This window comes from Pantoea sp. MBD-2R (genome assembly GCF_039134845.1).
In the GTDB taxonomy this organism is placed as follows: domain Bacteria; phylum Pseudomonadota; class Gammaproteobacteria; order Enterobacterales; family Enterobacteriaceae; genus Erwinia.
The window spans coordinates 1,505,887-1,531,324 of sequence record NZ_CP152417.1; the positions used below are offsets into that span (position 1 = coordinate 1,505,887).

General features: G+C 51.0%; 18 protein-coding genes. 8 read left to right on the forward strand and 10 right to left on the reverse strand.

Going from position 1 to position 25,438, the window contains the following annotated elements; translation table 11 throughout:
• Positions 1-26: 26 nt before the first annotated feature.
• The gene (gene cspD / locus AAGQ96_RS07010; RefSeq protein ID WP_147196586.1) at positions 27-254 is read right to left on the reverse strand and encodes a cold shock-like protein CspD; all 228 of its coding nucleotides are present in this window, start codon (positions 252-254) and stop codon (positions 27-29) included.
• 317 nt (positions 255-571) lie between these two features.
• Here cspD and clpS point away from each other — a divergent pair, with 317 nt between their 5' ends.
• Entirely contained in the window at positions 572-892 is a 321-nt protein-coding gene (clpS, locus tag AAGQ96_RS07015) for an ATP-dependent Clp protease adapter ClpS (protein WP_147200561.1), read from the forward strand.
• 28 nt (positions 893-920) lie between these two features.
• Positions 921-3,197 carry an ATP-dependent Clp protease ATP-binding subunit ClpA gene (clpA, locus tag AAGQ96_RS07020; protein WP_147196589.1) on the forward strand — a complete coding sequence of 759 codons (2,277 nt, stop codon included), beginning with the start codon at positions 921-923 and terminating at the stop codon, positions 3,195-3,197.
• Positions 3,198-3,287: 90 nt separating this feature from the next.
• Here clpA and infA read toward each other — a convergent pair whose 3' ends face one another.
• The 5 genes from infA to trxB form a co-directional block, all read right to left on the reverse strand.
• Positions 3,288-3,506 (reverse strand): translation initiation factor IF-1, encoded by a 219-nt coding sequence (gene infA, locus AAGQ96_RS07025; RefSeq protein ID WP_002211347.1) that lies wholly within the window; start codon positions 3,504-3,506, stop codon positions 3,288-3,290.
• A 362-nt stretch (positions 3,507-3,868) separates the two neighbouring features.
• Complete coding sequence (gene aat, locus AAGQ96_RS07030; protein WP_147196591.1) at positions 3,869-4,561, reverse strand: leucyl/phenylalanyl-tRNA--protein transferase; 693 nt, start codon at positions 4,559-4,561, stop codon at positions 3,869-3,871.
• 31 nt (positions 4,562-4,592) lie between these two features.
• Positions 4,593-6,320 carry a cysteine/glutathione ABC transporter ATP-binding protein/permease CydC gene (gene cydC / locus AAGQ96_RS07035; protein WP_342755141.1) on the reverse strand — a complete coding sequence of 576 codons (1,728 nt, stop codon included), beginning with the start codon at positions 6,318-6,320 and terminating at the stop codon, positions 4,593-4,595.
• Positions 6,317-8,077 (reverse strand): cysteine/glutathione ABC transporter permease/ATP-binding protein CydD, encoded by a 1,761-nt coding sequence (gene cydD / locus AAGQ96_RS07040; RefSeq protein WP_342755142.1) that lies wholly within the window; start codon positions 8,075-8,077, stop codon positions 6,317-6,319. Before cydD ends, cydC begins: the two co-directional genes overlap by 4 nt.
• 150 nt (positions 8,078-8,227) lie before the next feature.
• Positions 8,228-9,196, reverse strand: a complete 969-nt coding sequence (trxB, locus tag AAGQ96_RS07045; RefSeq protein ID WP_342755143.1) for a thioredoxin-disulfide reductase — start codon at positions 9,194-9,196, stop codon at positions 8,228-8,230.
• A 520-nt stretch (positions 9,197-9,716) separates the two neighbouring features.
• Here trxB and lrp point away from each other — a divergent pair.
• The 6 genes from lrp to AAGQ96_RS07075 all read left to right on the forward strand — a co-directional run bounded on the left by lrp (position 9,717) and on the right by AAGQ96_RS07075 (position 18,958).
• Entirely contained in the window at positions 9,717-10,211 is a 495-nt protein-coding gene (lrp, locus tag AAGQ96_RS07050) for a leucine-responsive transcriptional regulator Lrp (protein WP_006118610.1), read from the forward strand.
• 119 nt (positions 10,212-10,330) lie between these two features.
• The gene (locus AAGQ96_RS07055; protein WP_342755144.1) at positions 10,331-13,951 is read left to right on the forward strand and encodes a DNA translocase FtsK 4TM domain-containing protein; all 3,621 of its coding nucleotides are present in this window, start codon (positions 10,331-10,333) and stop codon (positions 13,949-13,951) included.
• Positions 13,952-14,141: 190 nt separating this feature from the next.
• Positions 14,142-14,753 (forward strand): outer membrane lipoprotein chaperone LolA, encoded by a 612-nt coding sequence (lolA, locus tag AAGQ96_RS07060; protein WP_342755145.1) that lies wholly within the window; start codon positions 14,142-14,144, stop codon positions 14,751-14,753.
• A 7-nt stretch (positions 14,754-14,760) separates the two neighbouring features.
• Positions 14,761-16,104: a replication-associated recombination protein A gene (locus AAGQ96_RS07065; RefSeq protein ID WP_147196604.1), complete on the forward strand. Its 1,344-nt coding sequence runs from the start codon at positions 14,761-14,763 to the stop codon at positions 16,102-16,104.
• 91 nt (positions 16,105-16,195) lie between these two features.
• Positions 16,196-17,488: a serine--tRNA ligase gene (gene serS / locus AAGQ96_RS07070; RefSeq protein ID WP_342755146.1), complete on the forward strand. Its 1,293-nt coding sequence runs from the start codon at positions 16,196-16,198 to the stop codon at positions 17,486-17,488.
• 321 nt (positions 17,489-17,809) lie between these two features.
• Positions 17,810-18,958 (forward strand): MFS transporter, encoded by a 1,149-nt coding sequence (locus AAGQ96_RS07075; RefSeq protein WP_147196609.1) that lies wholly within the window; start codon positions 17,810-17,812, stop codon positions 18,956-18,958.
• 56 nt (positions 18,959-19,014) lie between these two features.
• On the opposite strand, the gene pflA is transcribed toward AAGQ96_RS07075, so the two are convergent.
• From pflA to ycaO, 4 genes are all read right to left on the reverse strand, one after another.
• Entirely contained in the window at positions 19,015-19,755 is a 741-nt protein-coding gene (gene pflA / locus AAGQ96_RS07080) for a pyruvate formate lyase 1-activating protein (protein ID WP_147196611.1), read from the reverse strand.
• 167 nt (positions 19,756-19,922) lie between these two features.
• The gene (gene pflB / locus AAGQ96_RS07085; protein WP_147196613.1) at positions 19,923-22,205 is read right to left on the reverse strand and encodes a formate C-acetyltransferase; all 2,283 of its coding nucleotides are present in this window, start codon (positions 22,203-22,205) and stop codon (positions 19,923-19,925) included.
• A gap of 79 nt (positions 22,206-22,284) precedes the next feature.
• Positions 22,285-23,142, reverse strand: coding sequence for a formate transporter FocA (gene focA / locus AAGQ96_RS07090; RefSeq protein WP_147196615.1), 858 nt, complete (start codon positions 23,140-23,142; stop codon positions 22,285-22,287).
• A 378-nt stretch (positions 23,143-23,520) separates the two neighbouring features.
• Positions 23,521-25,278 carry a 30S ribosomal protein S12 methylthiotransferase accessory factor YcaO gene (gene ycaO / locus AAGQ96_RS07095; protein ID WP_342755147.1) on the reverse strand — a complete coding sequence of 586 codons (1,758 nt, stop codon included), beginning with the start codon at positions 25,276-25,278 and terminating at the stop codon, positions 23,521-23,523.
• Between the last annotated feature and the right edge of the window lie 160 nt (positions 25,279-25,438).

Here is a 25,438-nt window from a genome sequence, read left to right on the forward strand (position 1 = left end):
GTTGGTCAGAATGAGTGAAGAGACGGTCAGGCACTGACTGCCACCGCGGTCTCCACAGGAACGATAAGGCTGGCGTGATTGCCTTTCGGCCCCTGATGCACATCAAACTGGACTTGCTGCCCGGCTTTCAGCGTTCTGTAGCCGTCCATCTGGATAGTGGAATAATGAGCGAAAATATCTTCGCCGCCACCGACCGGACAGATAAAGCCGAAGCCTTTGGCGTTATTGAACCATTTAACAGTACCCGTCTCCATGCTTCTACATCCCTCGCAAGACATTCAAATGAGTGGGTTGGCGAGGCGTTAGCCTCAAAGCTGGTTACAACGCATTCAGCTTATGCCTGTACTGTAGAGAAATGGCATTGAGCGTCAAGCAAATGGCGTGTCCAGGCGAGGACGAAATCACCAAAATTTGAGGCAGTTAACGCTATTGCCGTTTTTGTGATGAAGGTCGCGTAGTGGCACTTTGAGTCAGAAATTCATTGGCGCTGACCAGCATTTTGGGCGTGTTAAACTTACCCTTAGTAGTGTTAGTCTGGCGCAAGCGAGCAACGTTTTCAGATCGGGTATGTATGGGAAACACTAACGATTGGCTTAATTTTGAACATCTTGCAGATGACAAACTTCGGGAAGGCCTTAAGCCACCTTCGATGTATAAAGTTATTCTTAATAATGACGATTATACACCTATGGAATTTGTTATTGACGTGCTGCAAAAGTTCTTTTCTTATGATGTTGAACGTGCAACGCAACTGATGCTCACGGTCCACTATCAGGGAAAGGCGATCTGCGGTGTTTTTACTGCCGAAGTGGCAGAGACCAAAGTCGCTCACGTAAACAAGTACGCCAGGGAAAATGAACATCCGTTGCTGTGTACGCTGGAAAAAGCCTGAATAAGGCGATCTATTGGGGGAAGTGTCTATGCTCAATCAAGAACTGGAACTCAGTTTAAATATGGCTTTCGCCAGAGCGCGCGAGCACCGACACGAGTTTATGACCGTGGAGCATTTGTTACTGGCGCTGCTCAGTAACCCATCGGCCCGTGAGGCACTTGAAGCCTGCACGGTTGATATTGTTGCTCTGCGACAGGAACTTGAAGCCTTCATCGAACAGACAACGCCAGTGTTACCGGTTAGCGAAGAAGAGCGCGATACTCAGCCCACGCTGAGTTTCCAACGCGTTCTGCAACGTGCCGTATTCCATGTGCAGTCGTCCGGACGCAGTGAAGTCGCTGGCGCTAACGTCCTGGTCGCGATCTTTAGCGAACAGGAATCGCAGGCCGCTTATCTGCTGCGCAAACATGAAGTCAGCCGTCTTGATGTGGTGAACTTTATTTCGCACGGCACGCGCAAAGATGAACCCGGTCAGGCACCGGGTGCAGAAAATCCAGTTAACGAAGAGCAAGCAGGCGGGGAGGAACGTATGGAAAACTTCACCACCAATCTTAATCAGCTTGCTCGCGTAGGCGGTATCGATCCGCTGATCGGGCGCGATAAAGAGCTGGAACGGACGATTCAGGTTCTTTGCCGCCGCCGCAAAAACAACCCGCTGCTGGTGGGTGAGTCCGGCGTGGGTAAAACGGCCATTGCTGAAGGTCTGGCATGGCGTATCGTGCAGGGCGACGTGCCGGAAGTGATGAAGGACGCCACGATTTATTCGCTGGATATTGGCTCGCTGTTAGCCGGTACCAAATACCGCGGCGATTTTGAAAAACGTTTTAAAGCGCTGCTAAAACAGCTTGAACAGGACAACAGCAGCATTCTGTTTATCGATGAAATTCATACGATCATCGGCGCAGGTGCCGCGTCCGGCGGGCAGGTGGATGCCGCTAACCTGATCAAGCCGCTGCTCTCCAGCGGTAAAATCCGCGTGATGGGTTCAACCACCTATCAGGAGTTCAGCAACATTTTTGAAAAAGACCGCGCGCTGGCGCGTCGTTTCCAGAAAATTGATATTACTGAACCTTCGGTCGACGAAACGGTACAGATCCTTAACGGCCTGAAGCCGAAATACGAAGCGCACCACGACGTTCGTTATACCGCCAAAGCGGTTCGTGCTGCCGTGGAGCTGGCAGTCAAATATATCAACGATCGTCACTTGCCTGACAAAGCTATTGACGTGATCGATGAGGCTGGCGCTCGCGCGCGTCTGATGCCGGTCAGTAAACGCAAGAAAACGGTTAACGTTGCGGATATTGAATCCGTTGTTGCCCGCATCGCGCGTATTCCTGAAAAGAGTGTTTCTGCAACCGATCGCGATACGCTCAAAACGCTTGGCGATCGCCTGAAAATGCTGGTGTTCGGTCAGGACAATGCGATCGAAGCCTTAACCGAAGCGATTAAAATGAGTCGTGCGGGATTGGGCCAGGATCGTAAGCCTGTCGGTTCTTTCCTGTTTGCTGGCCCAACGGGCGTCGGTAAAACAGAAGTTACCGTTCAGCTGGCTAAAGCGCTGGGCATCGAACTGCTGCGCTTTGATATGTCCGAGTATATGGAGCGCCACACCGTCAGTCGCCTGATTGGTGCGCCTCCAGGCTATGTCGGTTTCGATCAGGGCGGTTTGCTGACGGATGCAGTCATCAAGCATCCTCACGCCGTAGTGCTGCTTGATGAAATCGAGAAAGCGCATCCGGATGTGTTTAACCTGCTGTTACAGGTGATGGATAACGGTATGCTGACCGATAACAATGGTCGTAAAGCCGATTTCCGTAACGTGGTATTGGTAATGACGACGAACGCCGGTGTTCGTGAAACCGAACGTAAGTCTATTGGCCTGATCCAACAGGACAACAGCACCGATGCCATGGAAGAGATCAAAAAAATCTTTACGCCAGAGTTCCGTAACCGTCTCGACAATATCATTTGGTTCAAACATCTCGATGCCGTGGTTATTCATCAGGTTGTCGATAAGTTTATTGTTGAGCTACAGGCACAGCTGGATGCGAAGGGCGTTTCGCTGGAAGTTACTGATGAAGCGCGTAACTGGCTGGCTGATAAAGGTTACGATAAAGCGATGGGCGCACGCCCAATGGCGCGTACCGTGCAGGAAAACCTGAAAAAACCGTTGGCGAACGAGTTGCTGTTCGGTTCTCTGGTAGATGGCGGATCGGTTGCGGTGGCGCTCGATAAAGAGAAGAACCAGCTGACCTATCAGTTCCTCAGTGCGGAGAAGCGCAAAACGGAAGGTTCAGTGCATTAAGCCTGAGCGCTAAAATGCGAAAGGCCGGAGATTCTCCGGCCTTTTTTACAGGTGCAGACTCAACATCAGGCTACACGACAGATAAGCTAATTAGCGACTACGGAAGACAATGCGGCCTTTGCTCAGGTCGTACGGGGTCAGCTCAACAGTGACTTTGTCGCCCGTCAGGATGCGGATATAGTTTTTGCGCATTTTACCGGAGATGTGAGCGGTAACCACGTGTCCGTTTTCTAGTTCAACGCGAAACATGGTGTTAGGTAACGTATCCAGTACGGTACCCTGCATTTCAATATTGTCTTCTTTGGCCATCGAATCCTCTAGGTGTTACAACCTTAGTTTTGAACCGGCAAATAATGCCGAATTTCAAGTATTATGTAAAGAATTGTTGGTGATTTCACCAGCATCAGCCGCTCTGTTACGCGCTTTGCGCAGAGAAGCTCACGATTAAAACTGAGTAGTGTATTGGCGTCTGCGTGAGAGAGTTGCGGGCTAAGAATGGGTTCTACATTCGCTCCTGCGCGTAATGAAAACCAAAAGACAAGGGCTTAAGTATTCCCAGCCAGGCCACTCCCGGCTCGCCAGTAACAGGAGGCGATGGGCGGACGACATACCAAACGCGCATATTATATCACTGTTATGCCAACTTGCGTGGAAAACATCGCGCAATCGCCCTAAAAAAGGGTTTGTGGCCGCCAGCAGTCGGCTGATAGCGCCAAATCTGATAGCGAATTGACCAGTTGCAGATAATTTGTCCGGGCAATCTCTTCCGCACCCAGCGAGGCGGTATGAGGATTCAAAACCTGACAGTCAATCAGCTTGCCGCCCTGTTGCTGAAAATAGCGGCTGAAAACCAGTAACGCCGTTTTAGACGCATTTTCACTGCGGCTAAACATCGACTCGCCACAAAAAATCTGCCCCAGCGCCAGGCCGTACATGCCGCCCACCAACTCATTATCCCGCCAGACTTCAACAGACTGCGCATCACCAGCATCAAACAGCTTCATCCATGCGCGCCTGACGTCATGGGTAATCCAGGTGCCCTCATCGCGATCGGCAGCACAGCCCTCAATAACGTCCTGAAAGTTTTGATTTAGCGTGACGCGATAGGGCGAACGCTGATGAAAACGTTTCATGCTGCGGCTGAGGTGAAATTTTTCCGGATAAAGCACGGCACGGGGATCGGGCGACCACCACAGAATAGGATCCCCGGGAGAAAACCAGGGAAAAATACCGCGGTGGTAAGCACTGAGCAGCCGTGGCACGCTAAGGTCGCCGCCCATTGCCAGCAGCCCGTTAGGTTCACGCAGCGCCATCTCTGGCGGCGGGAAATTGAGTGATTCCCTGGATAGCTGGATCAGTCGCATAGTCACTGTCTCTGTCAAACGAGAGGGTAGACTATAGCGCAATCCGTTGATGGAAGGCGCTGTAATGGCTCTCTTTTGAGATTAATTCGAGATGATTTCCTTGCTCCACCAGCCTGCCGCCATCCATGACGCAGATTCTGTCAAAGCGATGCAATCCCTGCAGGCGATGCGTTACCATAATCAGCGTTTTATCCTGCGCTATTTCCTGCAACAGCTGTAGAATTTGCTGCTCTGTTTCGGCATCCAGGCCTTCTGTAGGTTCATCCAGCAATAGCAGGGAACCATTATGCAGCAACGCACGGGCAAGCCCCAGCCGCCGCTGTTCTCCGCCTGACAGCTGGCGTCCCCCATCGCCTAACCAGCTATTCAAACCCTGACCATCTTCCAGCAGGGTGTGCAATCCGACGCGCTGCAAGACCTCTGTCAGTTGTGAGTCGCTGCTGTCAGGCGATGCCAGCAACAGATTGTCACGCAGCGTATTGCTAAAAATATGCACCCGCTGCGTTACAACGCTGGTCAGTTTTCGCAACGAGGCTTCATCCCATGTTGGCAGCAAATGCCCGTTAAGCCAGATTTCACCCTGATCGGGATCCCATGCGCGGGTTAACAGCTGAAGTAAAGTTGATTTACCGCAACCTGTTCGGCCCAGCAGCGCAATGTGTTCGCCTGAGGCAATTTCCAGCGAAAAATTTTCTATTGCAGAGACGCCGGAATCGTAGCGGAAACTCAGGTTACGCAGGCTAAGAGCGGCACCGTGAGTTTTATGAGTAAACGGGCGAGAAAACGTTACCGCAGGTTTTTGCGCCAGGATCTGTGCCACACGACGTGCTGAAGTCATAACCTGACCGAGATGCAGAAAAGCGCTGCCAACCGGGGCTAATGCTTCAAAAGCAGCCAAAGAACAAAACACAAAGAGCGCGATTAACGCACCAGGTTCATTAGCGTTCGCTGTAGTGCCAGCACTCAGCCAGAACACCACTACCACCACTAAACCCGTTATGAGCAGCAGCAAAGCTTGCGACAGGCCCGCCAGGCCCACCTGTTTCCGTTGCGCCTGCTGCCATAACGTTTCGGTCTTATCCAGCTCAAGACGAAAGCGGGACGCTGCGCCATAAATTTTCAGTTCAGCCTGACTTTGTAGCCAGCCAGTCAACTGACTTCGATACTGCGCTCGCAGATGGGTAAGATCGTTCCCTGCATTACGACCCGCGCAATAAAATAGCGGCGGCAGTAGCAGCAGCGTCAGCAGCATGATGCCGCCAATGATCATCGCCAGCTGCCCGTCAAAGCAGCTCAGGCCCGCTGTCACCGCTACAATTACCACAAAAGCGCCAGTCAACGGTGAAAGTATTCGCAGATAGAGATGATCAAGCGTATCGACATCAGCAACCAGTCGGTTAAGGAGATCGCCCTGACTGAAACGGCGTAGTCCGGCAGGAGAGAGCGGGATGAATTTGCTAAAGGTAAATACCCGCAGGTGTTCCAGTACGCGAAACGTTCCTTCATGACTTACCAGACGTTCGGCATAGCGCGCTGCGGTGCGAATTATTGCTGCGCCCCGCACGCCAGCCGCGGGCAGCAGATAGTTAAAGCTAAACAGCCCTGCGGCGCCAGCTGTTGAACAGGCCGCCAGAAACCAGCCTGACAGCGTCAGCAGACCGATACTGGCTAACAGCGTAAGCACGGCCAGTGCGACCCCAAGCGTCAAAAGAAATACATGGCGACGGTAGAGCCGCAGAAAGGGCAGAAGCGTCCTCATTCAGCTTTCTCCTCACGTCGTGACGCCAGCGCCGCAAAAGGCCCTGACGCCTGTAGCAGTTGCTCTCTGACACCCTGCTGGACAATTTTGCCTTCCTGCATTACCCAAATTTCATCCCAACGATCCAGCTCGTTCAGCTGGTGGGTGATCAGCAGCGTGCTCTGGTTAAAAGAGGCATAATGTAAAGCCTGATTAACGCGTTGTTCGCTGCTGCGGTCCAGGCTGGCATTGGGTTCATCCAACAGCAGGAGCCTGCAAGATTTATACAGTGCGCGGGCAACAGCAATACGCTGCGCCTGACCAACGGAGAGTGAAGCAGCAAGCTCCGCCGTTGTATTGGCACCAAACCGGCCAATAAATTCACTGACGCCAGCCAGCTGGCAAACGTGCTGCATTTTTTGACTATCAACAGTGCCATTCAGCGCAATATTCTCTTCTATCGTCGCGGCAGGTAAATGCGGATTTTGTCCAACCCATGCCAGCTGCTGCTGCCAGTATTCCGGCTGGATATCCCGCAACTCTGTGCCGTTGATTCGTAGCGATCCGCGATAGGGAAGATGTCCAAGCAGTACATTAAGCAGAGAGGTTTTCCCGGCGCCACTTTTGCCTACTAAAGCAATTCGTTTCCCGTGTGGCCAGATGAAGCTCATTGGGCCGGCAAGGACGACGCCATCGCCTGTAGTAATAACCAGCGCTTCTGCGGTGATATTCAGGCCCGGGCTAAAGTCTGGAATACTCACGCCCTGCGGTACTTCAGCGCTTGTTTCCGAACATAAAAATTGTTCAAGCGCATCCGCTGCGCCTACCGCCTGGGCTTTGGCATGATAATAGGTCCCCAGATCCCGTAACGGCTGGAAAAATTCGGGTGCCAGCAGCAGCGCAAAGAAACCAGCAAATAAAGTCACGCCCGTACCGTAATGCCCGAAATTTAATTCGCCCAGATAAGAGAAGCCGAAATAAACCGCCACGACCGCGATAGAAATGGAAGCGAAAAACTCCAGTACAGCGGAAGAGAGAAAAGCCAGCCGTAACACTTCCATCGTACGTTGACGAAATTCGCCAGAAGCCGTGCCAATTTGTGCTGTTTCTGCTTCAGCCCGGTGAAAAAGGCGCAACGTATCCAGACCACGAAGGCGATCGAGAAAGTGGCCGCTCAATCTTGCCAGCGCCTGGAAATTGCGCCTGTTCGCCTCAGCAGCGCCAATACCAACCATCACCATAAATAAGGGAATCAGAGGGGCTGCGACCAGCAAAATCATGGCGGCTGCCCAGTTGACCGGTACAAGGCCAATCAGAATAAAGCAGGGAACGATAGCGGCCAGCCGCATTTGGGGAAGATAGCGCGCATAGTAATCCTGCATATCTTCAATTTGTTCCAGCAGCAGCGTGGCCCAACTCCCGGCTGGCTTGCCGCGGATCGTGGCCGGGCCAGTAGCGTCGAGACGATCGAGGATCTGACGCCGCAGCGCTTTTCTGATGACGTTGCCACAGGCGAAGCCCACTTTTTCTCGTAGCCAGGCGAGAAGGGCGCGTAACAAAAAGCAGGAAAAAAGCAGGATAAACTGCGGGATAACGGATTCGCGGGGAAGGTGATCGGCGATCAACCGCTGAAGTAGCGTAGCCATCAGCCAGGCTTGTAACAGAATCAGCAACGCGCTGATGATGCCTAAGAACAGTGAAAGCTGAAGCCAGCCCTGGCTATATATGCTCTGGTCTTTCAACCAGCGGAGCAACTGTTGCTGTCGTGACTTATCCATGCCTTACCGCATTGCCGGAAGTTTAGCGCGGGACACGCCGAACGACCTTGTAATTAACAGGGGAAATGACCGGCGATAATACAGTCTGCAAATGAAAAAGGCGACCTGTGAAGGTCGCCTCAGGCAAAATTGAATCAGACGTTTAACAACTTACTGAGAATCTTTAACTAGCCCGTCAAGATAACGTTCAGCATCCAGCGCGGCCATACAGCCTGTTCCCGCAGAAGTGATCGCCTGGCGATAGATATGATCCATCACGTCGCCAGCGGCAAACACGCCTGGAATGCTGGTTTGCGTAGCGTTGCCGTGCAGACCAGACTGAACCTTGATGTAACCATTTTCCAGTTCCAGCTGATCTTTAAAAATCGCAGTATTAGGGCTGTGGCCGATAGCAACAAACAGGCCAGCAACGTTAAGTTCTTCAGTCTGTGCATCATTCAGCGCTGAACGCAAACGCAAAGCGCTGACGCCCATCTGGTCACCCAATACTTCATCCAGCGTCTGATTGGTATGCAGAACGATGTTGCCGTTGCGCACTTTTTCCATCAGGCGGTCAATAAGGATTTTTTCTGCACGGAAGCTGTCACGGCGATGGATAAGGTGCACTTCAGCTGCAATATTCGCCAGATAAAGCGCTTCTTCCACAGCGGTGTTGCCGCCGCCAATTACCGCAACTTTTTGATTGCGATAGAAGAAACCATCACAGGTCGCACAGGCGGAAACGCCGCGGCCCTTAAAGGCGTCTTCCGATGGCAGGCCAAGATAGCGCGCAGAAGCGCCGGTTGCGATAATCAGCGCGTCGGCGGTATATTCACCGCTATCACCCGTCAGGCGAAACGGACGATTTTGCAAATCGACGCTATGGATATGGTCAAAGATAATCTCGGTGTTGAATTTTTCCGCATGCTCCTGCATGCGCTCCATCAACGCCGGCCCGGTCAAATCGTGCGGATCGCCAGGCCAGTTTTCAACTTCGGTCGTGGTGGTCAACTGACCGCCTTTTTCCAAACCGGTAATCAGCACCGGATTTAAGTTAGCGCGTGCCGCATAGACGGCAGCCGTGTAGCCCGCTGGGCCGGAACCCAGGATAAGTAATTTACTGTGTTTGGCCACGCTCATGAGACCCTCATTGATTGACTGGCATTTGTTTTGATTGTAGGGAATTTACTGCGGCAAAAAAAGCATTCTGCAATTTTGTTAACGATGACTGCAAAAGGTTTAACCAATTCACCGTTGAACCATCACGGGGAAATTTGCGCTAAAACAGGGCATATAACGCGAGATGATGGTGCAGCTCAGCGAAAATACCCATTAAAAAACAGTCACGCAGCGACACATCTGGCATGTTGTACTGATTTTAGTTGTTTTGCTTTGACAATCGGCTGCGCTTTTGCGAAAACAGTGTAGGAAGCGGAGAGGATTCAGGCTGGCAAACGCAGGTTTTCCCTGTTTTGGCGCATCAGCCGAATAAACTCAGTCTGTCATTGGTCATGACGCATGGTGTGGACAGACAGCATGCGTCAGGCGGATGGGCGTTTTATTTCGCAACAGGCTCCAGACTTCACTTAGAACAACTCTGTACAGTGAATACGTCCAGAGTATGGCAGGTAAAGGGAAGGCATTAAGAGAGACAATAATAATGGTAGACAATAAAAAACGACCTGGAAAAGATCTCGACAGGATCGATCGTAATATCCTTAATGAGTTGCAGAAGGATGGCCGCATCTCCAACGTCGAGCTTTCGAAACGAGTGGGCTTATCACCTACGCCGTGTCTTGAGCGTGTGCGTCGTCTTGAAAGGCAGGGGTTTATTCTTGGCTATACTGCCCAGTTGAACCCGCATTATCTGGATGCATCGCTACTGGTATTCGTTGAGATTACTCTGAATCGTGGCGCACCCGACGTGTTTGAGCAATTTAACGCCGCCGTACAAAAACTTGAGGAAACTCAAGAGTGTCATCTTGTTTCAGGCGATTTTGACTATCTGCTGAAAACCCGCGTACCCGATATGTCTGCCTACCGTAAATTGTTGGGGGAAACCCTGCTACGCCTGCCTGGCGTGAACGATACGCGGACCTACGTGGTCATGGAAGAAGTGAAGCAAAGTAACCGCTTAGTCATTAAAACGCGGTAACACAGGGCAGGTGCAAAACCTGGTAGTTTTCGGTACACTCCTGTGAATTCATACAGGTTCAGCGTCGGGCATACCCGGCGCTGTTGCCTTCATAGTTTACAGGCACCTGGAGAGTACTCTTGAGCCAGGAATACACAGAAGATAAAGAAGTTTCGTTACAACCGCTGAGCAGTGGGCGTCGTCTGCTGGAAGCGTTATTAATCATTGTTGCTCTTTTCGCCGTTTACCTGATGGTAGCATTGCTGAGCTTCAATCCTTCCGATCCCAGCTGGTCGCAAACCGCCTGGCATGAACCTATCCATAATTTGGGCGGCGGCGTTGGCGCCTGGCTTGCGGATACGCTGTTTTTCATTTTTGGCGTCATGGCCTATGCCATCCCTCCCGTTATTCTGGGGCTGTGCTGGATCACGTTCCGTCAGCGACATTCTCAGGATTACATCGACTATTTTGCCGTGGCGTTGCGTTTGATTGGCGTGCTGGCATTAGTGGTGACTTCCTGCGGCCTGGCCGCGCTGAATGCAGATGATATCTGGTATTTCGCTTCTGGCGGCGTCATCGGCAGCCTGCTGAGTAATGCTATGGCTCCCTGGTTCAATGGCGCAGGCGGGACGTTAACGCTGTTGTGCGTTTGGGCCGCTGGGCTGACGCTTTACACCGGCTGGTCATGGTTGACGATTGCTGAAAAGATCGGCGCTGCGGTTATGGGCGTTCTGACCTTTGCCAGCAACCGGTCTCGTCATGACGAGCGGTGGCATGAAGATGATGAGGAGCAAGAACATGACGAAGCGGCTTCATCATTAAAGCTTCAGGCACATGATGACGATGAGCACGATATTTTGTTATCAGCGCCGAAAAAAGTTCATGATGATAAAGAAGGATATGAAGAGGATGACCACGATCCGTTGCTGAGCAAACCCGTTGCTGCGGCTGTTGCTCAGCGTTCTTCGGAAGCCCCGGCCATTATCACGGCTCGGCCTCTGGCACCTGAAGCACCTGCTCTGGCCGCGTCTCAGGCTGTCTCTCCACCTGTCTCTGCCTCCACCCCAACGCAGGTCGCGACGCAACAACCTGCGTCAACGACTCCGGTCGCGACGGCAAGTGTGCCGCCAGAGCTTTACCGGTTTGAAGAGCCAGCGGAAACGCCTGCGCCATCCGTGCCGGTTGCAGAAGATGAAGGTCCGAGCATGGGCAACTGGCGTGAAGCGTCAGGCTCACCGTTTGATTTCTCTTCCTCAGCATCTTCTCAGCCAGCAGATATTGTGGCGGGCAGCATGACGGCTGAAGCAGCGAAAGCGGCGGCGGCATCCGGCGCCTTTATGCCGGGCTTCAGCGCAACCAGTGAAGCGGCTAATCCGCAGGTTAAGCAAGGTATCGGGCCTGAGTTACCTCGTCCTAATCCGGTAAAGCTTCCTACACGCCGTGAGCTCGCTTCTTATGGCATCAAACTTCCTTCACAGCGCATTGCCGAAGAGAAGGCTAAAGAAGAGGAACTGCGCCAGCAGCAGGCCGCCGTTGAAACTAATACGGATGCTCAGGTACAGGAGGAAGCGCATTTGCGCGAGGCTTTCATGGCTCAGCAACAGACGCGCTACGGTGAAAGTTACGCTGAGGAAGATGAAGAGGAAGCACAGCATCAGGCTGAGCTTGCACGTCAGTTTGCCGGACAGCAGAATCAACGTTACGGGCAGCCAGAGCCGGAAAATAATGCTGCGCTGAAACTGGATACTGCGGGCGCATTCGATTTCTCACCAATGGACGATCTGGTCGACGATGGTCCAAGTGAGCCGCTGTTTACCTTATCTGCCGTAGCGGAAGAAACTGTTAAGCCTGTTGAGCAGCCCCAGTGGCAGCAACACAGCCATGCTCCACAACAGACGCAGGCTCAGCAAGCTGCGCCATCGTGGCAGGCCGCTCGGCCGGAAGCCCCAGCTCAGCAAGCTGCGCCGTCATGGCGGGCTGCCCAGCCGGAAGCCCCGGTTCAGCAAGCTGCGCCGTCATGGCAGGCTGCCCAGCCGGAAGCCCCGGTTCAGCAAGCTGCGCCGTCATGGCAGGCTGCCCAGCCGGAAGCCCCGGTTCAGCAAGCTGCGCCATCGTGGCAGGCCGCTCAGCCGGAAGCCCCGGCTCAGCAAGCTGCGCCGTCATGGCAGACTGCCCAGCCGGAAGCCCCGGTTCAGCAGCCAGAAGCCGCCAATCCAATGGCCGACAGCCTGTTTCATCCGTTCCTGGTACGACATGAACAGCCGTTGGAAAAACCGACTACGCCATTGCCAACGCTTGATTTGTTGACGGCACCGCCAGCAGAAGCTGAGCCCGTAGACATGTTTGCCCTGGAGCAAACCGCTCGACTGGTTGAAGCTCGCCTGGCTGACTATCGCGTTAAAGCTGAAGTAGTCGGTATTTCGCCGGGGCCGGTGATCACACGTTTTGAACTGGATTTGGCACCGGGTGTTAAAGCGGCTCGTATTTCTAATCTTTCACGTGACCTTGCTCGTTCACTCTCTGCCGTAGCGGTACGTGTAGTGGAAGTCATCCCAGGTAAGCCATACGTGGGTCTTGAGCTGCCTAATAAGCATCGTCAGACGGTTTACATGCGTGAAGTACTTGAGTGCGATAAGTTCCGTGACAATCCTTCACCGCTAGCTGTTGTGCTGGGTAAAGATATTGCAGGACAGCCAGTCGTGGCGGATCTGGCAAAAATGCCACACTTGCTGGTTGCCGGTACAACGGGCTCCGGTAAGTCTGTTGGCGTGAACGCCATGATCATCAGCATGCTTTATAAAGCTACGCCGGAAGAAGTTCGCTTTATCATGATCGATCCAAAAATGCTGGAGCTGTCGGTTTACGAAGGCATTCCGCATTTGCTGACTGAAGTGGTCACCGATATGAAGGATGCGGCGAACGCGCTGCGCTGGAGTGTCGGTGAGATGGAGCGACGCTATAAGCTGATGTCCGCACTGGGCGTGCGTAATCTGGCTGGCTATAACGAGAAAGTGAAGCTGGCTGAAGCGATGGGGCGTCCTATTCCGGATCCTTTCTGGAAACCGGGTGACAGCATGGATACTACGCCGCCGGTGCTGGAAAAACTGCCTTACATTGTTGTATTGGTTGATGAGTTCGCCGATCTGATGATGGCGGTTGGTAAGAAAGTGGAAGAGCTGATTGCTCGTCTGGCGCAGAAAGCGCGTGCTGCCGGTATCCATCTGGTTCTGGCTACACAGCGTCCTTCTGTTGATGTTATAACCGGGTTGATTAAGGCGAACATACCAACGCGTATTGCCTTTACCGTTTCCAGTAAAATCGACTCCCGCACGATCCTCGATCAGGGCGGAGCCGAATCGCTGTTGGGAATGGGGGACATGCTGTATATGCCGCCGAACTCCTCAATGCCAATGCGTGTTCATGGCGCATTTGTCCTTGATCAGGAGGTTCATGCGGTCGTACAGGATTGGAAAGCACGCGGGCGCCCTCAGTATATCGAAAGCATTACTGCTGGTGAGGAAAGCGAAAGCGGTGCGCTCGGTCTTGATGCTGATGAAGAACTGGATCCTCTTTTCGATCAGGCAGTGTCGTTCGTGGTTGAAAAACGACGGGCTTCCATTTCTGGGGTGCAACGCCAGTTCCGTATCGGTTATAACCGTGCGGCCCGAATTATTGAGCAGATGGAAGCACAAAGTATCGTGTCGACGCCGGGTCATAACGGTAACCGGGAAGTCCTCTCGCCACCGCCCCATGAAATGTAATAGCAGCAAACGCTAAGCAGCGGGCCGGGATAATCCGGCCCGTTGAGTTTGCACGCGATATCCCCATATCTACTCTGTCCGTCAGGGGATTAAGGTTAATCTCCTGTTGCAATCGTTGCAGTCCGGCTACAGTTATCCACACAGGTTTACCCGCTAACCGGGATAAAATAGTTTCAATAAGGATGCCCTGATGAAAAAATTAATGATTTCCTGCTGTCTGCTTGCTGCTTTCTCTTCTGCCAGCGTGCTGGCTGACGCCTCTTCCGATCTGCAGCAGCGTCTGGACAAAGTGAAAAGCTTCCATGCCAGCTTTACGCAAAAAGTGACTGACGGCAGCGGCCAATCCGTCCAGGATGGTGAAGGTGAACTGTGGGTTAAACGCCCTAATCTTTTCAACTGGCATATGACCGCCCCTGATGAAAGTATCCTGATTTCAGATGGCGAAACGCTGTGGTTCTATAACCCTTTTGTTGAGCAGGTCAGCGCTACCTGGCTGAAGAATGCCACCAGCAATACGCCGTTTATGCTGATTGCCCGTAATCAGGGTAATGACTGGAAACAATACAACATCAAGCAACTGGGTGATAATTTTGAACTGACGCCGAAATCGGCCGATGGCAATTTGAAGCAGTTCACCATTAACGTTTCCAAAAGCGGAACCATTAACCAGTTCAGTGCGGTAGAACAAGATGGCCAGCGCAGCAGCTATGCGCTCAAAAGTCAGCAGAATGGTGCTGTCGCAGCCGATAAGTTCAAGTTTACGCCGCCAAAAGGCGTGACGCTGGACGATCAACGTCAGTGAGGTTAGCGTGAGCAGTCTGTCTCTGGATTTCTCCCACAACGAATTTCAGCCATTGGCCGCACGCATGCGGCCCCGTAAGCTTGCCGAATATATTGGTCAGCAGCATCTTCTGGCAGCGGGTAAACCTTTGCCCCGGGCAATTGAAGCGGGGCATCTGCACTCGATGATCCTCTGGGGGCCGCCGGGCACCGGAAAGACGACGCTGGCCGAAATTATTGGCCATTATGGCCAGGCTGACGTTGAACGTATTTCCGCGGTAACCTCTGGCGTCAAAGAAATTCGTGAGGCTATTGAACGTGCACGTCAAAACCGCAATGCGGGACGACGCACGATTCTGTTTGTGGACGAGGTGCATCGCTTCAACAAAAGCCAGCAGGATGCTTTTTTACCGCACATTGAAGATGGCACTATCACGTTCATTGGCGCGACTACTGAAAATCCCTCCTTTGAACTGAATTCGGCGTTACTTTCCCGGGCACGTGTCTATTTGCTGAAGTCCCTTACCCGCGAAGATATTGAAACCGTGCTGGATCAGGCGATGAAGGATGAGGCGCGGGGTTACGGCAAGCAAAATATTGTTCTGCCAGACGAAACCCGGCGGATGGTAGCTGAATTAGTTAGCGGTGATGCACGCCGAGCTTTAAATACGTTGGAAATGATGGCCGATATGGCCGAAGTGGACAGCAAAGGCCTGCGCACGCTCACGGTGCAACTCCTGAATGAAGTATCAGGCGAGCGTAGCGCCAGATTCGACAATAAAGGCGATCGTTATTACGATCTGATCTCTGCGCTGCATAAATCTGTCCGAGGCTCCGCGCCCGATGCGGCTTTGTATTGGTATGCCCGCATTATTACCGCAGGCGGCGATCCTTTGTATGTTGCCCGTCGGTTGCTTGCTATTGCTTCTGAAGATGTCGGTAATGCCGATCCTCGCGGTATGCAGGTGGCGATTTCAGCATGGGATTGTTTTACCCGTGTTGGCCCGGCTGAAGGCGAGCGGGCAATTGCACAGGCGATCGTTTACCTGGCTTGCGCACCGAAAAGTAACGCTGTTTATACCGCTTTTAAAGCAGCAATGCGTGATGCTCGCGATAACCCGGACTACGATGTTCCTGAGCACTTGCGCAATGCGCCAACTAAATTGATGAAAGAGATGGGGCTGGGTGCAGAGTATCGTTACGCTCACGATGAACCGAATGCTTATGCGGCAGGCGAGGACTATTTCCCGGCTGAAATGGCGATGACTCGCTATTACCGTCCCACCTCGCGAGGGCTGGAAGGGAAGATTGGTGAAAAGCTCACCTGGCTCGCTGAGCAGGATCAAAATAGCCCGACAAAACGCTATCGCTAACATTAACGTTGCGGTAAGGTTAGCAAGGAATTCAACGTATTCGCCGTGCGGATGCGCCCTTCTTTAATTAAATACTTATCACAGGACAAGCATGCTCGATCCTAATCTGCTGCGTAATGAGCCAGACGCAGTCGCTGAAAAACTGGCACGCCGGGGCTTTAAGCTGGACGTTGACACGCTGCGCTCGCAGGAAGAACGCCGCAAAGTCCTCCAGGTCGAAACGGAAACCCTGCAGGCAGAACGTAACTCCCGATCCAAATCTATCGGGCAGGCCAAAGCGCGTGGGGAAGACATCGAGCCGTTACGTCAGGAAGTGAACGCGCTGGGCGAACGCCTGGATGCGGCCAAAGCGGAACTTGATCTATTACAGAACCAAATTCGTGACGTTGCCTTAGCTATACCGAACATTCCGGTTGATGAAGTCCCTCTCGGTAAAGACGATAGCGATAACCTGGAAGTGAGTCGCTGGGGCGAGCCGCGCCACTATGATTTTGCAGTACGCGATCATGTAGAACTGGGTGAAATGGCTGCCGGGCTGGACTTTGCTGCTGCGGTGAAGCTAACCGGTTCACGTTTTGTGGTCATGAAAGGGCAGATTGCGCTGATGCACCGTGCGCTCAGCCAGTTTATGCTGGATCTGCATACTGAGCAGCATGGCTATCTGGAAACTTATGTTCCTTACCTGGTCAACCATACTTCTCTGTACGGTACCGGACAGCTGCCGAAGTTTGGTGAAGATCTGTTCCATACTCGTCCACTGGCAGAAGAAGCTTCTGCCAGTGATTATGCGTTGATCCCAACGTCTGAAGTCCCGCTGACTAACCTGGTTCGCGATGAAATCCTTGAAGAAGAGTCGCTGCCGTTAAAACTGACTGCTCATACTCCGTGCTTCCGTTCTGAAGCGGGCGCTTACGGTCGTGATACCCGCGGTCTGATCCGCATGCATCAGTTCGACAAAGTTGAAATGGTGCAAATCACGCGTCCGGAAGATTCCATGCAGGCGCTGGAAGAGTTGGTTGGGCACGCAGAAAAAGTGCTGCAGCTGCTGGAATTGCCTTACCGTAAAGTGCTGCTGTGTACCGGTGATATGGGCTTTGGTTCCTGCAAAACCTACGATCTGGAAGTGTGGCTCCCGGCTCAGGACACTTACCGTGAAATTTCATCCTGTTCCAATATGGGTGATTTCCAGGCACGTCGCATGCAGGCTCGCTGCCGCAGTAAAACCGAGAAAAAGCCGCGCCTTGTTCATACTCTGAATGGTTCAGGTTTGGCTGTAGGGCGTACTCTGGTCGCGGTGCTGGAGAACTATCAGCAGGCTGATGGCCGTATTGCTGTTCCTGAAGTGCTGCGTCCGTATATGAAAGGCCTTGAATTTATTGGCTGACGCTCAGCGTGTTATAAAAAACCTGCGGCTTTGTCTGCAGGTTTTTTTTATCCGTAAACCTTTAAAAACATCTGAAATTCGTTTCTTTATCAGCAATAAAAATCATCGATAATGAAAGCGGTATTTTTGTTAATACGCTCATTTTTCATAGAGATAACGTAATTACAGCCTGGCAACGTTGTTGCGTTAACTTATTGAAGATAAAAAAATTAAATCGGTTCGCAGCAAATCGTGCTGCATGCGATTTTTGGCCGTTGACTTTAATCTGGCGAGTGGCATTATGCGCGCCAAATCCTCTGCTGTTTTGGTAGTTTCCTGACTATGTCAACCTGGTCCCGTCCCGTAATTATGCTGCTTTGCGGCCTGCTGCTATTGACCATTTCTATCGCCGTGCTGAATACGCTGGTGCCGCTGTGGCTTACCCATGATGCGTTGCCAACCTGGCAAGTGGGTGGCGTGAGTTCATCTTATTTTACGGGCAACCTGGTGGGGGCATTACTCGCAGGCTGGTTGATTAAGCGACTCGGTTTTAATCGCGCTTATTATATCGCCTCAATTACTTTTGCTCTGGCTACGGCAGCTTTAGGACTGGAAAGCGGATTTCTTTCGTGGTCTTTATGGCGCTTTGTTGCAGGAATTGGTTGCGCGCTAATTTGGGTTGTGGTGGAAAGTGCTTTACTGTGCAGCGGAACGCTTCGTAATCGTGGCCAACTACTGGCTGCCTATATGATCGTTTATTATCTGGGAACGGTTGCCGGACAGCTTCTGGTTAGCAAAATGTCTACCGGCCTGCTGCATGTCCTGCCCTGGGTGACCGGTTTTATTGTTGCAGCCATTTTGCCGCTGATTTTTACTCAGATTACGGCTAAGTCCGAGGATGAAGAAACATCAGGCCGTATGTGGTCTATGTTGCGTCGTCGCAGTGCGCGTCTTGGTATTAACGGCTGCATTATTTCTGGGATCCTGTTGGGCTCGCTGTACGGCCTGATGCCGCTTTATCTTTCCCATCAGGGCATGAGCGACGCGAACGTCGGATACTGGATGGCGCTGCTTATTAGCGCGGGTATTATCGGGCAATGGCCGGTCGGACGACTTGCCGACCGTTATGGTCGTTTGCTGGTGCTTCGCGTGCAGGTTTTTGGCGTCATTCTGGGCGCACTGGCAATGCTCAGTAATACTGCCATGGCACCAGCATTATTCGTTTTAGGCTGTGCAGGTTTTACACTTTATCCCGTCGCTATGTCATGGGCCTGTGAGAAAGTGTCGCATCATGAGCTGGTGTCTATGAATCAGGCACTGTTGCTCAGTTACACGTTGGGAAGCCTTGCCGGCCCCGCGCTGACATCGTTACTGATGCAAAATTATTCCGATCGGGTGTTGTTTGTCATGATTGCCGCCGTAGCATTTATCTATCTGGTTATGCTGTTGCGTAAGGCCGATCAGCATGCCACACCGATTGCCCATGCATAAGTGCTAAAAATAAAGCCGACGGTTTAAAAGAGCAGGGCGGAGAAATCCGCCCTGGTTTAATACATAACCTTGTGGCCGTAGCCTTCGAGTATATGCTTTACCCGTTCCATGGTTTCGGCTTTCGGCGGATGAACGCCGTCCAGCTTATATTCCTCTCCCATCGCTATCCATTTGTGCTTACCCAGTTCGTGATAGGGCAAAAGCTCAATTTTTTCGACGTTTCCCATATCTCGGGTAAATTCACCAAGGCGATGGGCAGACTCATCATCATCTGAATAGCCCGGAACCACCACATAACGTATCCAGGTACGAATATTTTTCTTCGCAAGGTAACGCGCAAAATCCAGCGTACGCCGGTTCGAGACCCCGACAAGTATCTGGTGAACGTCATCATTTATCTGTTTCAGATCTAACATCACCAGATCGGTAACGTCCAGTAATTCATCAATAACCGGGTCGTAACGGCGTACAAAACCATTGGTATCCAGACAGGTATTAATCCCTTCTGCATGACAGGCGCGGAACCAGTCACGCACGAATTCGGCTTGCAGGATAGCCTCTCCGCCGGATGCCGTTACGCCGCCGCCGGAAGCATTCATGAAGTGACGGTAGGAGACAACATCCTTCATCAGCTCTTCAACAGTAATTTCCTTGCCGCCGTGCGTATCCCATGTATCACGATTATGGCAATACAGGCAGCGCATCAGGCAACCCTGAAAGAAGGTGATAAAACGGATGCCGGGACCATCAACGGTCCCACAGGATTCAAATGAGTGAATACGACCAGTGACTGACATTGCGATGAATTCTCCATAGTAGACCTGCGTTGCTGGCAGGGACGCAGTCTTAGCTGCGTTAAATCTGTTTTGCCAGCCGCCTGAGGCGAATGGCCTGAGAAGGCTGGCAAATCAGACTGAGAAAAGGCTCCAGCGGCGTGGAGCCTTTGCTTCTCAGAGAGATGAAGTTACATAGTCTGAGTGAAGGTACGGGTAATAACGTCCTGCTGTTGCTCTTTGGTCAGGGAGTTGAAACGTACTGCATAGCCTGAAACACGAATAGTCAGCTGAGGATATTTCTCAGGGTCATTCATCGCATCAAGCAGCATCTCACGGTTCATTACGTTTACATTCAGATGTTGACCGCCTTCAATGCTGGATTCATGGTGGAAGTAACCATCCATCAGCCCCGCAAGGTTAGCTTTACGTACGTCATCATCTTTACCCAACGCGTTTGGTACGATAGAGAAGGTGTAAGAGATGCCGTCTTTCGCGTAAGCAAACGGGAGTTTTGCTACTGACGTCAGAGAAGCGACAGCACCCTTCTGGTCGCGACCGTGCATTGGGTTAGCCCCAGGTCCGAATGGTGCACCGGCGCGGCGACCATCTGGTGTGTTACCTGTTTTTTTGCCGTAAACCACGTTTGAAGTGATAGTCAGTACTGATTGTGTTGGCACCGCATTACGGTAAGTCTGCAGTTTCTGAATTTTCTTCATGAAACGTTCAACAAGGTCGCAGGCGATATCATCGACGCGAGCATCATTATTACCAAACTGCGGATATTCACCTTCGATTTTGAAATCAACGGCAAGACCATCTTCATCACGGATGGTGGAAACTTTTGCATATTTAATTGCGGAAAGTGAGTCAGCAGCAACTGACAGACCAGCAATACCACATGCCATAGTGCGATACACATCGCGATCGTGCAGCGCCATCAGTGAGGCTTCATAACTATATTTATCATGCATATAGTGGATGACGTTAAGCGCAGTAACATACTGTTTGGCCAGCCAGTCCATAAAGTGATCCATGCGAGCCATGACTTTCTCATAGTCCAGCACTTCATCCATCATTGGCGCTTCTTTAGGGCCAACCTGCATTTTTAACTTCTCATCCACGCCGCCATTAATAGCGTAAAGCATGGTTTTAGCGAGGTTTGCTCGTGCACCGAAGAACTGCATTTGTTTGCCAACAATCATTGGGCTTACGCAACAGGCGATAGCATAATCATCGTTGTTAAAGTCTGGACGCATCAGATCGTCATTTTCATACTGAACGGATGACGTATCAATTGAGACTTTTGCCGCATACTTTTTGAAGTTAAGTGGCAATTTCTCTGACCACAAAATGGTCATATTAGGTTCAGGTGATGGACCCATTGTGTAAAGGGTATTGAGGAAGCGGAAGCTGTTTTTTGTCACCAGCGTACGGCCGTCTACACCCATACCAGCCAGAGACTCTGTGGCCCAGATTGGGTCGCCAGAGAAGAGTTCGTCATATTCCGGCGTACGCAGGAAGCGAACCATACGCAGCTTCATTACCAGATGATCGATAAGCTCCTGAGCGGCTTCCTCGGTAATTTTGCCCTCTTTCAGATCGCGTTCGATATAGATATCAAGGAATGTTGATACGCGCCCAAAGGACATTGCTGCGCCATTCTGTGATTTCACCGCAGCCAGATAACCGAAGTAAGTCCACTGTACTGCTTCCTGAGCGGTTTTAGCTGGCCCGGAGATATCGCAACCGTATTTGGCTGCCATCTCTTTAATCTGTTGTAGCGCACGATGCTGATCGGCAATCTCTTCACGCAGACGGATTGTCGCTTCAAGGTTTACGCCGTTTTCCATATCGCTCTGCAGTGAGGTGAACTGAGCGAATTTATCTTTCATCAGTAAATCAATGCCGTATAACGCAACACGACGATAATCACCAATGATGCGACCACGACCATAAGCATCTGGTAAACCGGTCAGCACGCCTGATTTGCGGCAGCGCAGGATATCGGGCGTGTAAACATCAAACACGCCCTGGTTATGGGTTTTACGATAATCAGTAAAAACTTTTTTCAGGCCAGCATCTAACTCGCGACCGTAAACTTTACAGGAACCTTCTACCATCTTGATGCCGCCAAAAGGGATCAGCGCGCGTTTCAGAGGTGCTTCAGTTTGTAAACCAACAATGGTTTCCAGCTTTTTATCTATATAACCAGCATCATGTGAAGTGATAGTGGATGCCAGATCGGTATCAAAATCGACTGGCGCATGGGTGCGGTTTTCCAGCTTAATGCCTTCCATAACCTTATCCCACAACGCCGTGGTGGCTGCGGTAGCGCCGCTCAGGAACGTTTCGTCACCTTCATAAGGCGTATAGTTTTTTTGGATAAAATCACGAACATTAATGCTGTTCTGCCACTCACCTGCTGCAAAGCTTTCCCAGGCAATGGCCTGTTTTTCATTGTGGTCGCTCATTTGATACCTACCTTAATGACTAGAATTTTTTTCGTTCCCGCCGTCGTTGCGCAGCGGGGCCAAATTACATTGCTGGCAATCAATGATGATCGCCTTCTCGCAGATAAATAACCCAGTAGGTCAAGCCTACCAGCAGGCCGCCGCCGATAATGTTACCGAGAGTGACTGGAATGAGATTGTCGATAACAAAATTGCTGACGGTCAGGCTTGAGAAGTGTGCTGCTGTGGTTCCTGTCGCTTGCCAGAACTCTGGGGCAGCAAAATCCTTAATAACGATGGCCAGCGGAATCATGAACATGTTAGCAATACTGTGCTCGAAACCACTCGCAACAAACATGCCAACGGGTAAGACCATCGCCAACATTTTGTCGGTCAGCGTTCGCCCCGAATAGCTCATCCAGACCGCCATGCATACCATCAGGTTAGCAAGCGTACCCAGACACAGTGCTTCAATAAAAGTATGGTGCATTTTATGATCAGCCGTTTGCAGAACATTTAATCCCCATGCACCATTAGCCACCATATATTGGCCGGCAAACCAAATCAGCCCAACGAAGAACATTGCGCCGAAGAAATTTCCGATATAAACGTTAATCCAGTTTTTAGCTAACTGGCTCCAGGTAATGCGTCCACTGGCTTTCGCTACCATAGTGAGAACGGTTGAGGTAAACAAGTCTGCACCACAAACGACCACCAGCATCAGTCCCAGTGAGAAACAGATACCGCCAACCAGTTTTGCCAGCCCCCACGGAACGGTTTCTGTCCCTGTGGTTGCCGTAATATAAAAAACAAAAGCAATTGAAATAAAAACGCCAGCAGTAATTGCAAGGAAAAAAGTGGTGAAGGGATGTTTCGTCGCCTTATAGACGCCAGCCTCTTCAGCGAAGAGGGCCATTTCAGACGGTACTCTCAAATCAAACGGGTTGCCAGCTTTCACACTAACGTCTCCCAAAATTATTCAACAATTAAATACTAACAAAGGAGTATAGGGGAGAATTTGATATGGATCATATTGCGTCAGAATGGAGAGGGTATAAAGCCTCCAAAATGTAGGGTTATTAACATTAAACTTTTGATTTATAAGAAATAAATAAATTTTAAAATATAAAATAAAATTGCTTTTTCGGCACGATTTGTATTGTTCAGGACGAAAACCAGGAGGTTGTTGTAGCTAGAGTGTAATAATGGTAATTAATGGAAATATTTAGATCACCTTTTATTAACTTTGCGCGGCTTACGCTTTTTTTTTCTGGATAAAAGAAATGGATCTAATTATTAAACGATGGCCTGCAATAATATGCAGGCCATCAAAAGATTATTTCCAGTAGCGGCGTTTTGCCTGCTGGAGTTTTTCATAAGCGGCAAGTAGTGATTGATGCGCCGGGAAGGCCAACAATTCATCATCCACATTCTGCAGTCCATAGAATGGCGCTTCGCCACTAATGGCTGCTGATGCCGCATCCACCGCATCCTGTCCATACATACGTACAAAAGCATGATGATACTGAACAGGATCGCGTTCCTCTTCCAGGCTCAGTAGCAGCAGGGTTTGTAAGCAGCGATAGTAGTTCGCGCGAGCAGGTGTAAAGATTGACGCATTGAACTCCATGGTCCATTCAGTCCAAATCAGCGCTTGATCAATATCACCACCGGCAAGGGCCAGCATAGCCTTCAGTTCACCAATGCGCAGTGTATACCAACCGTTATCTTTTCCGGTTGCCAGGCCTAAAAGTTCACGAACACGTGTGAAATCATCATGGCCGTCTTCGTCCAGCCGCTCAATTAACGCTAAATAGTCTTCTTTTTCCCACTGGCTTTCTGGTAAAGAGAGCAGCGTATAGCGCAGATAAGCGCCCATACTGTTGTTTGCTAACAGTAAATCTTCAGCTGGATAAATATCAGACATGCCAGGTACGATGATTCGACAGGCATACACGTCAAGATGCTGATAATCCGCAATATAGACTTCCTGGTCCTCTGCCTTAAAGATGGCCATCAGCGTGGCGAATTCTTCTTCAGTAGTGCCGGCAAAGCTCCAGTCTGCAAACGGATAATCTGCTTCATCCTTAAACATATCCCAGGAGATCAAGCCGCTGGAATCAATGAAGTGTGTTTCCAGATTAGCGTGTTCAGCCACTTCTTCATCGTCGAAAGTCGGTGGCGTAAATACGTCGAGATCTTTCAGGCTACGACCCTGCAATAGCTCGGTCACGGTGCGCTCAAGCGCAACGCCAAAATCAGGATGTGCACCAAAGGAAGCAAAGCAGGTACCATTTTCAGGATTGAAAAGTACCACGCAGATCACGGGATACTTGCCACCTAATGAGGCATCGTAAGAGAAGATCGGAAAACCTTCGGCTTCCAGTTTGTTAATTGACTCTACAACACCCGGATAGCGGTTAAGCACTTCCTGAGGAATTTCTGGGAGACTAATGGATTCGGCAATAATGCGGTTTTTAATATAACGTTCAAAAACTTCTGAGAGCCCCTGAACCCGCGCTTCGTTCGCCGTATTGCCCGCTGACATGCCGTTCGACACGTACAAATTGCCGATGATATTCATCGGAATATAAACCGTTTGCTGATCGGACTGGCGGGTAAAGGGCAGACCGCAAATCCCGCGGGCGGCATTGCCCGACTGAAGGTCAATTAAATCGCTGGCGCTGACCGACTGTTCTGGATCGTAAAAAGCCGTCAGGCGAGCATCGAGAATGCCTTCAGGAAGGCTGTCGTCCTCCGGCAGCGGAAACCATTTTTCATTGGGATAATGGACAAAGTCACCCTTTGCAATGGATTTGCCCAGCCAGAAGTCCGCAAAAAAGTAGTTGGTCGACAGGCGTTCAAAGTATTCGCCCAGGGCAGAAGCCAGCGCAGCTTTTTTACTGGCACCTTTACCATTGGTAAAACACAGTGGGCAGTCACGATCGCGAATATGGACTGACCAGACATGCGGAACGGGATTCAGCCAGGACGCTTCTTCAATATTGAAGCCCAGATCCTGTAGTTTTTGCTGAAAGCGTGTAATTGAGTCTTCCAACGCGGCATCTTTGCCTGGAATATAAGTTTGCGTCATAGGTAAAGCCCACTCGTTTTGGGTTGTGCCGAAAGCGCGCAATGATACGGTGTTTCCACCTGATTCGCTATCCGACCTGGATAATTTCATGGTCCCTATCATGGCATTTTTATCCTGCTGTGTTAGCGAGGAAAAGCTATTGCGGATATTGCCTCACAAA

Excerpts from the sequence above, each read along its gene's own strand:
- cydD (WP_342755142.1), bottom strand. The coding sequence starts at position 8,077 with ATGGATAAGTCACGACAGCAACAGTTGCTCCGCTGGTTGAAAGACCAG.
- aat (WP_147196591.1), bottom strand. The coding sequence starts at position 4,561 with ATGCGACTGATCCAGCTATCCAGGGAATCACTCAATTTCCCGCCGCCA.
- lolA (WP_342755145.1), top strand. The coding sequence starts at position 14,142 with ATGAAAAAATTAATGATTTCCTGCTGTCTGCTTGCTGCTTTCTCTTCT.
- ycaO (WP_342755147.1), bottom strand. The coding sequence starts at position 25,278 with ATGACGCAAACTTATATTCCAGGCAAAGATGCCGCGTTGGAAGACTCA.
- clpA (WP_147196589.1), top strand. The coding sequence starts at position 921 with ATGCTCAATCAAGAACTGGAACTCAGTTTAAATATGGCTTTCGCCAGA.
- pflA (WP_147196611.1), bottom strand. The coding sequence starts at position 19,755 with ATGTCAGTCACTGGTCGTATTCACTCATTTGAATCCTGTGGGACCGTT.
- serS (WP_342755146.1), top strand. The coding sequence starts at position 16,196 with ATGCTCGATCCTAATCTGCTGCGTAATGAGCCAGACGCAGTCGCTGAA.
- trxB (WP_342755143.1), bottom strand. The coding sequence starts at position 9,196 with ATGAGCGTGGCCAAACACAGTAAATTACTTATCCTGGGTTCCGGCCCA.
- lrp (WP_006118610.1), top strand. The coding sequence starts at position 9,717 with ATGGTAGACAATAAAAAACGACCTGGAAAAGATCTCGACAGGATCGAT.
- pflB (WP_147196613.1), bottom strand. The coding sequence starts at position 22,205 with ATGAGCGACCACAATGAAAAACAGGCCATTGCCTGGGAAAGCTTTGCA.
- cspD (WP_147196586.1), bottom strand. The coding sequence starts at position 254 with ATGGAGACGGGTACTGTTAAATGGTTCAATAACGCCAAAGGCTTCGGC.
- clpS (WP_147200561.1), top strand. The coding sequence starts at position 572 with ATGGGAAACACTAACGATTGGCTTAATTTTGAACATCTTGCAGATGAC.
- AAGQ96_RS07075 (WP_147196609.1), top strand. The coding sequence starts at position 17,810 with ATGTCAACCTGGTCCCGTCCCGTAATTATGCTGCTTTGCGGCCTGCTG.
- infA (WP_002211347.1), bottom strand. The coding sequence starts at position 3,506 with ATGGCCAAAGAAGACAATATTGAAATGCAGGGTACCGTACTGGATACG.
- cydC (WP_342755141.1), bottom strand. The coding sequence starts at position 6,320 with ATGAGGACGCTTCTGCCCTTTCTGCGGCTCTACCGTCGCCATGTATTT.